The organism is Nitratireductor aquimarinus (assembly GCF_017255295.1).
Lineage (GTDB): Bacteria > Pseudomonadota > Alphaproteobacteria > Rhizobiales > Rhizobiaceae > Nitratireductor > Nitratireductor aquimarinus.
On record NZ_JAFKDE010000017.1, the window covers coordinates 26,828 to 33,987 of the forward strand.

The following is a 7,160-nucleotide window of genomic DNA, read 5'->3' on the forward strand; positions in this document are numbered from 1 at the left end:
GATTGCTTCGGGAAGCGCTGGCCTTAGGCGACAGCGCTTTCAAAAGCATTCGGGGTGGTGTCCTTGAGGTACACGAGCGCTTCCTTGGACTTCTTCACCAGAGCGGCGAATGCCTGCGGCTCATGCACGGCCATGTCGGCCAGCACCTTGCGATCGATCTCGATGCCGGCCTTGTTCAGACCGTCGATGAAGCGGCCATAGGTCAGGCCGTGTTCGCGTGCGCCGGCGTTGATGCGCTGGATCCACAGAGCGCGGAAATTGCGCTTGCGAGCCTTGCGATCGCGGTAGGCGTACTGCATCGACTTTTCGACCGCCTGCTTGGCGATGCGAATGGTGTTCTTGCGACGGCCGTAGAAACCCTTGGCGGCTTTCATGACCTTCTTGTGCTTGGCGTGGGCGGTAACGCCCCTCTTTACGCGTGCCATGACATGATCTCCTTAAATGTGTTCCGGGTTCCTGCGATTACAGGCCGTAGGGCATGAACTTCTTCACGATCTTCGTATCGGGATCGGAAAGAACCATCGTGCCGCGGGCATCGCGGATGAACTTGTTGGAACGCTTGATCATGCCGTGGCGCTTGCCAGCAGCTGCGACTTTCACCTTGCCGGTGGCGGTTACCTTGAACCGCTTCTTGACAGAAGACTTCGTCTTCATCTTGGGCATTTTGCTTCTCCGTTCTTGGCTCACGCCGGTGTGTCGGTGCAAACGGCTCCGCGAGGAGCGCCGGAAATCCGGCGGCGGCCTGAGCCGCATTTCGTCTGCTCGGTTCCCTGCGTGTGCTTTTCAGCATTAAGGACCGCCACGGCATGCCCTGCCGGCCGGTCCAGGAACGCGGCCTTATAGCGGGGGGCGAAAGATTGCGCAACTCCTGATTTGGCCGCGTTGCGGGGCGGGGTTGCGGGGCCGGATCAGTAGAGACGGAACAGAGTGGGCAGCAGCCCGAGATCCTGGACATATTCGACCAGTTCGAAGGCCGGCATGGCCAGAAAGAAGATCAGGCCGTCCCGCAGCGTTCCGTAAAGCCGCTCCGGCAGGATGGTCAGCGTCTTGGGATCGTGAAAGAGCTTTGGGTTCGGGAGGAAGGAAGGCACGCGCGCTGCGTAGGCGTCATAGGCGTCGCCGAAAGTGTCGCGCAGGTGGTGTTCTTCGCGCTGTGCGGTGATGCTGAGAATGAAAGCGGCCAGAGCACCGCAGATCATCGCCGCGATGATGCTGCCGGTCTGCGCGCCCACACCCATCGCGCCGATGGTGGAGAAGACATAGAGCGGATTGCGTGTGATCGAGTAGGGGCCGTCCTGCACCAGCTCCGCCGCCTTGCGCCCGCCGATATAGAGCGTGCACCAGAGCCTGCCCACGATGGCGATGCCGATCAGGCCGAGGCCGGCGATCTCGATGATCTCCTCAACATCAATGCCGAGTGGCTGGTAATGCGCCCAGCCGGAATGGAAAAAGAGAACGAAGCCGCACAGCAGAGAGGCAATCAGCCAGAAACTGGCGATGCGCAGGCGCTGGAACTGTCCAAGCGCAATCTGGTGAATGGACACGCGAAAACCCCCTAGCAAACCATGTTTATGATTTTGCTAGGGAGGGAATGCGGCATTTTGTGGGGGAAGAGCCGGACAAAGTTCCGGCTTTATCGCGTCGAACGGCCCCGGCCCTTGCGGGCGCAGGCCTGTTACGTGGTGCGGGGCGCCAGAACCATCATCATCTGGCGGCCTTCGAGCTTGGGCTCGGCTTCCACCTTGGCAATCGGCTCGACCTCTTCCTTGACGCGGTTGAGGAGCTTCATGCCGAGTTCCATATGGGCCATTTCGCGGCCACGGAAACGGAGCGTCAGCTTGACCTTGTCGCCAGCCTCGAAGAAACGGCGCACAGCCTTCATCTTCACCTCATAATCATGAGAGTCGATGTTCGGACGCATCTTGATCTCTTTGATCTCGATGGTCTTCTGCTTCTTGCGCGCCTCGGCAGCCTTCTTCTGAGTCTGATATTTCATCCTGCCGAGATCGGTGATCTTGCACACAGGCGGCTTGGCGTTCGCTGCCACCTCAACCAGGTCAAGTCCGGCCTCTTCTGCAAGACGCAGGGCATCTTCCGTGGCGAGCACGCCGCGGTTGTTGCCTTCGTCGTCGATGAGCTGAATCTGGGGAACCCGGATGTCGCGGTTTGCGCGCGGGCCTTCTACTTTCTGAGGCGGCGCTTTGAATGGTCTGCGAATGGTCGTGATCTCCTCGAATTGTTAAATCACTGGGTTTCGGCACTGTTTAGCCGAGGCGTATGTCGTCTCGGCAGGCGAAGTGTCAATAGCATATAAGGTCAAAAGAATCACGTCGCACCTTTTGATTATGCCGGAAACGGTGCGGTTGAAAGAATTTATCCGGGTAAATAAGGAGCCAAACCATGACGGACGCCACCCCCAGCTTCCTGAAGATCGGCGATACGGACATCGCTTATCGACACCGGACCGGCAGAGCGCCGGGCGTTGTCTGGCTGGGCGGCTACAAGTCCGACATGCTGGGCACCAAGGCCGAGGCGCTTGATGCGTGGGCCGGCGAGGCGGGACACGCCTTCCTGCGGCATGATTACTCGGGCCATGGCGAGTCCGGCGGCGCCTTCCGCGATGGCACCATATCCCTTTGGCTCGAGCAGAGCCTCGGTGTGTTTCGCGCCATGACCGAAGGCCCGCAGATCCTCGTCGGCTCGTCCATGGGCGCATGGATCGCACTGCGCATGGCGCAGGAACTCAACAGGGCGGGCGAGGGCGACCGGCTGGCCGGCCTTCTTCTTCTTGCGCCCGCGCCCGATTTCACCAGCGTGCTGGTCGAGCCGAAGCTTTCGGACGCCAACCGGCGGGATCTGGAAGAGAAGGGCTATATGGAAGAGCCGTCCGAATATTCCGACGAGCCCTATGTTTACACGCGTGCGCTTTTCGAGGACGGCAGGAAGAACCTGGTGCTCGACGGCGTCATCGACACCCATTGCCCGGTGCATATCCTGCAGGGCAAGGCAGATCCCGATGTGCCTTTCGCCCATGCCATGCGGCTGGCCGAGCATCTGCCGGCAGACGATGTCACCATCTCGCTGATCGGCGATGGCGATCACCGGCTTTCCAGACCCCAGGATATCGCGTTGATCTTGCGGTCGCTGGAAGGTTTGATCGAGCGTCCGGTTTAGGCCAATTGTTGAAATTGGCCGGTGAGTGCGGAAATAAATATAGGAAAAACAAAGGTTTGTCTGTTTCTCGTTTACCATTTCCTTGAAACCTGAAAAACAGCCCCCATCTCGAATTCATGCAACTTCCCGGGGGTTGCATGCTCAAGGAAAGGAACGGGTGATCATGACAAATTCTGCACTTATCCGTCCTGCCTGGACGCCAGCGACGATTGCTCTGATGGTGGTGGGTTTCATGGTTTTCTGGCCGCTCGGCCTCGCCATGCTCGCTTACATTCTGTGGGGTGATCGCCTCGGGGAGTTCAAGAAGGACGTCAACCGCAAGACTGATGAAGTCTTCGCCGGCTGCCGCCGCGCCTCGCGGAGCCAGTCGTTTACCGGCAACGTTGCCTTTGACGACTGGCGCAACAAGGAGCTCGACCGGCTCGCCGAAGAGCGCCGCAAGCTCGACGAGGCGCGTGACGAGTTCGACGAATACATGCGCGAACTGCGCCGCGCCAAGGATCAGGACGAGTTCGATCGTTTCATGAACGAGCGCAACAAGGGCCGCAAATCAGGCCGTGGCAAGTCCGTGCCGGACGTGACCGACGAGGACTGATTTTCCAAAACGGCAGGCATATGACTGGAACGGCATCTCTTTGAGGTGCCGTTTTCTTTGCGCATTTTCGCTCACGAATCGCTTAAACTTTCACCATGGCGCTTGGATTTCTCAACAAAATGATCGGGCTTAAGGTCGCCGCACCGCCGACCGAACGCACGCACCGGGTGGCCGGGCGCGAGCTGCCTTTGCGCATCGTTGAGAATGCGCGCGCCAAGCGCCTGACCCTGCGCATTGAGCCGGGCGGGAGAGGTCTTCGCATCACCGTGCCGCCGGGGCTCTCCCGGTCGCGTGAGGTGGAGGCGTTTCTGGACCGCCACACGGGCTGGCTCGAGGAAAAGCTGAAAAAGCTGCCCGAGCGCCCTGTGGTGCGCGCGGGCATCAAGATCCCGGTGCGTGGTGAGCCGCATCTGATCGTGCATGAGACCGGCCGTCGCGGGGCCGCACATGTCGCCACGCGTGATGGCGCGCCGGTGCTGGTCGTCTATGGCGACCCGGAGCACCTGCCCCGCCGTGTCGCCGATTTCCTGAAGCGCGAGGCAAAGCGCGATATCGAGGCGTTGGTCGCCCGGCATACGGCCACGATCGACAAGCGCGCCCGCGCGATCCGCTTCCGCGACACCAAAAGCCGCTGGGGTTCCTGCACCTCCGACGGCGTTCTCTCCTTCTCCTGGCGCATCATGATGGCCCCGCCGCTGGTGATCGACTATCTGGTCGCGCACGAGGTCGCGCATCTGCGCGAAATGAACCACGGTCCCCGCTTCTGGAAGCTCTGCAAGGAGCTGTCGCCGGAAACGGATCGCTGCAAGGACTGGCTCAAGCGCAACGGAACCGCATTGCAGGCCATCGGCTTTGAGTGACGGTTGTGTTGGGCTGAGTGCGCTTGTGAGATGGCGCTTGGCGTTCCCCATTTCCCCCCGGTTGGCCGCCTGACGCCCCGCATATCCTCACCTCCAGCCCGCTGGCTCAATCGCGTTGTGCCTCGACTCCGCCGCCTTTTCGTGCGACTTCCCTGACATGACACTCGACGTAAAGATCTGCGGTCTGAAGACCGAGGAAGCGCTGGCTGCCGCGCTGGACGGCGGAGCGAGCCATATCGGCTTCATCTTCTTTGAAAAGAGCCCGCGCCATGTGGAGCCGGATCAGGCCGGACGCCTGCGTGAGGCTGCGCGCGGTCGCGCGGATGTGGTGGCCGTCACGGTCAATGCTGATGACGCGGCGCTCGACGCCATTGTCGCGGCGGCAAAGCCCGATATCCTGCAGCTCCACGGGGCCGAGAGCCCGGAGCGCGTGGCCGAGGTGAAGGCGCGGTACGGATTGCCGGTGATGAAGGCTTTTGCGATCCGCGAGGCAGCCGATCTCGAGAAGATCACGCCCTATCGCGGCATCGCCGACCGTTTCCTGTTCGACGCCAAGCCGCCGAAGGGATCTGACCTTCCCGGCGGCAATGGTGTATCCTTCGACTGGGAGCTGCTTGCGGCCCTTGACGATGGCGTGGATTACATGCTTTCCGGTGGGCTGAAAGCGGCCAATATCGGCGCGGCGCTGAATGCCGCGTCGCCCCGCGCAATTGACATTTCGTCAGGCGTGGAACGTGCGCCCGGTGAGAAAGATCCGGATCTGATACGCAATTTCTTCCGCGCCGTCCGGGCGGCGCGCGAAGGCGATGCGGTTCTGGCATGAGGAGAACACCTTGAACAAACCGGCAGAACCCAATTCCTTCCGGATTGGCCCGGATGATGACGGCATGTTCGGCATCTTCGGCGGCCGGTTCGTTGCCGAAACGCTGATGCCGCTGATCCTCGATCTGGAAAAACACTGGAACGAGGCCAAGGACGATCCGGCGTTTCGGGCCGAGCTCGAATATCTCGGCCGTCACTATACGGGTCGCCCCTCGCCGCTCTATTTCGCAGAACGCCTGACCGAGCATCTGGGCGGCGCGAAGATCTACTTCAAGCGCGAAGACCTGAACCACACCGGTTCGCACAAGATCAACAATTGCCTCGGCCAGATCCTGCTCGCCAAGCGCATGGGCAAGACCCGCATCATCGCCGAGACCGGGGCTGGCCAGCATGGCGTGGCCTCGGCCACCGTGTCGGCCCGCTTCGGCCTGCCCTGCGTGGTCTATATGGGTGCGACCGATGTGGAGCGGCAGAAGCCGAATGTCTTCCGCATGCATCTTCTGGGCGCCGAGGTGAAGCCGGTCTCTTCGGGACATGGCACGCTGAAAGACGCCATGAACGAGGCGCTGCGCGACTGGGTGACCAATGTTGAAGACACCTATTACCTGATCGGCACGGCGGCAGGCCCGCATCCCTATCCCGAGCTGGTGCGCGATCTTCAGTCGGTGATCGGCACGGAAGCGCGCGAACAGATCCAGGAGCTGGAGGGCCGGCTGCCCGACGCCATCGTGGCGGCGGTGGGCGGCGGCTCGAACGCCATCGGCCTGTTCCATCCCTTCCTCGATGACCGCCAGGTGGAGATCCACGGCGTCGAGGCCGGCGGACACGGGCTGGAGGGTGACGAGCACTGCGCTTCCATGACGGCTGGCCGTCCGGGCGTGCTGCATGGCAACCGCACCTATCTGTTGCAGAACGATGACGGGCAGATCCTCGACGGGCATTCGGTGTCTGCGGGGCTGGACTATCCCGGCGTCGGGCCGGAGCACAGCTGGCTGAAGGATTCGGGCCGTGTGATCTATTCGCCCGTTCTGGACGATGAGGCGATCGAGGCGTTCCAGATGACGACGCGTCTTGAGGGCATCATCCCGGCGCTGGAATCGGCTCATGCGATTGCCCATGCGATCAAGCTCGCGCCGACCATGGGCAAGGACCAGATCATGATCGTCAATTTCTCCGGTCGCGGAGACAAGGACGTGCATACCGTTGGAAAGATGCTCGGCATGGAGATCTGAACATGTTCGAAATCTATCGCTCCAAGCAAAACCGGCACCACTATGTGGCCATCCGCCAGGACGACGATAGGGAAAACCCGCAGGGGATCCGGGAAAGCCAGAACCTTGCTTTCCTGACCCATGTGGCCGATGACGGCGAACCGCGCATCGCGTTCGATCCCGATGAGGCTAAAAGCCGGATCGAGCGCGATGGGTTCTATGCTTTTGCCGTGACCATCGATATCCGCGAACACGCTGAGGGATGATCTGTTTGCATGGTGTTGCCGCGTTCGTGATCGAGCGCCGAGGCCGCTGCAACCGCAAGGAATGCAAGACGGCGTGGGGGCGCCGCGCTGGATGTACGAGGACCAGAGACTGACATGACCACCCGCATTGACCGCCGCTTTGCGCGGCTGAAGGAAGAGAACCGTCCCGCGCTCGTGACCTATTTCATGGGCGGCGACCCGGACTATGAGACCGCGCTGTCGATCATGAAGG

10 protein-coding genes and 1 pseudogene are annotated in these 7,160 nt (G+C 61.3%); 7 read left to right on the forward strand and 4 right to left on the reverse strand.

Annotated features, from left to right (window positions below):
• Positions 1 to 23 precede the first annotated feature (23 nt).
• From rplT to infC, 4 genes are all read right to left on the reverse strand, one after another.
• Entirely contained in the window at positions 24 to 425 is a 402-nt protein-coding gene (rplT, locus tag JYP46_RS21440; protein WP_007009055.1) for a 50S ribosomal protein L20, read from the reverse strand.
• 37 nt (positions 426 to 462) lie between these two features.
• Positions 463 to 663: a 50S ribosomal protein L35 gene (gene rpmI / locus JYP46_RS21445; protein ID WP_007009054.1), complete on the reverse strand. Its 201-nt coding sequence runs from the start codon at positions 661 to 663 to the stop codon at positions 463 to 465.
• A gap of 245 nt (positions 664 to 908) precedes the next feature.
• Positions 909 to 1,544 (reverse strand): methyltransferase family protein, encoded by a 636-nt coding sequence (locus tag JYP46_RS21450; RefSeq protein ID WP_206549295.1) that lies wholly within the window; start codon positions 1,542 to 1,544, stop codon positions 909 to 911.
• A 131-nt stretch (positions 1,545 to 1,675) separates the two neighbouring features.
• A complete protein-coding gene (infC, locus tag JYP46_RS21455) occupies positions 1,676 to 2,218 on the reverse strand; it encodes a translation initiation factor IF-3 (RefSeq protein WP_113153689.1) in 543 nt (180 codons plus the stop codon).
• Between the two features lie 182 nt (positions 2,219 to 2,400).
• On the opposite strand from infC, the gene JYP46_RS21460 reads away from it, so the two are divergent.
• The 7 genes and pseudogenes from JYP46_RS21460 to trpA form a co-directional block, all read left to right on the forward strand.
• The gene (locus JYP46_RS21460; protein WP_113153690.1) at positions 2,401 to 3,174 is read left to right on the forward strand and encodes an alpha/beta hydrolase; all 774 of its coding nucleotides are present in this window, start codon (positions 2,401 to 2,403) and stop codon (positions 3,172 to 3,174) included.
• Positions 3,175 to 3,337: 163 nt separating this feature from the next.
• Entirely contained in the window at positions 3,338 to 3,769 is a 432-nt protein-coding gene (locus JYP46_RS21465) for a DUF2852 domain-containing protein (protein ID WP_113156104.1), read from the forward strand.
• A 95-nt stretch (positions 3,770 to 3,864) separates the two neighbouring features.
• On the forward strand, positions 3,865 to 4,629 hold the full coding sequence (locus JYP46_RS21470) for a M48 family metallopeptidase (protein ID WP_206545522.1): 765 nt from the start codon (positions 3,865 to 3,867) through the stop codon (positions 4,627 to 4,629).
• 157 nt (positions 4,630 to 4,786) lie between these two features.
• A complete protein-coding gene (locus JYP46_RS21475; RefSeq protein ID WP_206549296.1) occupies positions 4,787 to 5,452 on the forward strand; it encodes a phosphoribosylanthranilate isomerase in 666 nt (221 codons plus the stop codon).
• Between the two features lie 10 nt (positions 5,453 to 5,462).
• Complete coding sequence (gene trpB / locus JYP46_RS21480) at positions 5,463 to 6,683, forward strand: tryptophan synthase subunit beta (RefSeq protein ID WP_113156105.1); 1,221 nt, start codon at positions 5,463 to 5,465, stop codon at positions 6,681 to 6,683.
• A 2-nt stretch (positions 6,684 to 6,685) separates the two neighbouring features.
• A complete protein-coding gene (locus tag JYP46_RS21485; protein ID WP_113153693.1) occupies positions 6,686 to 6,928 on the forward strand; it encodes a hypothetical protein in 243 nt (80 codons plus the stop codon).
• Between the two features lie 114 nt (positions 6,929 to 7,042).
• Positions 7,043 to 7,160: pseudogene (gene trpA / locus JYP46_RS21490) on the forward strand (tryptophan synthase subunit alpha); the annotation flags it as partial.